The 885-nt window shown below is 35.3% G+C and carries 1 protein-coding gene and 1 pseudogene; both read left to right on the top strand.

What is annotated here, in order from left to right; translation table 11 throughout:
• Positions 1-125 precede the first annotated feature (125 nt).
• Positions 126-347, top strand: a pseudogene (locus tag B5E87_RS15655) (reverse transcriptase domain-containing protein); the annotation flags it as partial.
• Positions 321-833 (top strand): group II intron maturase-specific domain-containing protein, encoded by a 513-nt coding sequence (locus B5E87_RS14795; protein WP_342670404.1) that lies wholly within the window; start codon positions 321-323, stop codon positions 831-833. The pseudogene B5E87_RS15655 and the gene B5E87_RS14795, both read left to right, overlap by 27 nt.
• The last annotated feature ends 52 nt before the right edge of the window (positions 834-885 follow it).

Genomic DNA, 885 nt, shown 5'->3' with positions numbered 1-885 from the left:
AGAACTATATTTCTATTTAAATTGTGATGTATTATGCCGAGAAAATAAAGAAAACCATATGATTATTAAAGGGTAATTTAAATTAACTCGGCATAATAACTAACTCCACATAAGGAGGACCTCTAAGTCCAATTTTATCAAATATCTACTTAGATAAATTTGATAAGGAATTGGAAGCAAGGGGACTATGCTTTGTGAGATATGCGGACGATAGTAATATCTTCGTTAAAAGCGAGATGGCAGCAAATCGAGTGATGAAGTCAGTCACATCATGGCTAGAGAGAAAATTATTTCTAAAGGTCAGTGCAACCAAAACAAAGATAGTAAGACCAACGAATAGTCAATTTCTAGGTTTTACATATTGGAAGAACTCATCAAGATGGGAATGTATTCCTACAAAGAAGAGTAAGAAAAACCTGTATGACAAATGTCGAAAGGAACTCATCCGAAAGAAATGTGTTGCACAGACCAACACAAAAACATTCACTAGGATAAATCAAATCGTCAATGGATGGATAAACTACTTCCGAATTGGAAGAATGAAGAACTTCATAGATGAATTTGGTCAATGGTTGAGACATAAAATAAGGGTCATTATCCTGAAACAGTGGAAAACACCATCGAGGATATATAAAAATCTACAAAAGTTGAATGAGAAATTGCCTTATCACTTCAGTGATGAGCAAATCTATTCGGTAGCGAATACAAGGCTTGGACTATATAGACAAGCAAATGGGAATGTAGTTAACTTCTTACTTAATGCGGATATTCTAGCCATAAGAAAAGAGGAAAGACCTGGTTTGGTCAATCCCCTCGCATACTATCTAAGATAGGTTGTATTAACATATAAATGTAGCGCCGTATACGAGACCCGTACGTACGGTG

This window comes from Massilimicrobiota sp. An142, assembly GCF_002160725.1.
Classification (GTDB): domain Bacteria; phylum Bacillota_I; class Bacilli_A; order Erysipelotrichales; family Coprobacillaceae; genus Allocoprobacillus; species Allocoprobacillus merdigallinarum.
The sequence above is the reverse complement of the archived record's forward strand: the minus strand, read 5'-3'. Positions and strand labels throughout refer to the sequence as shown.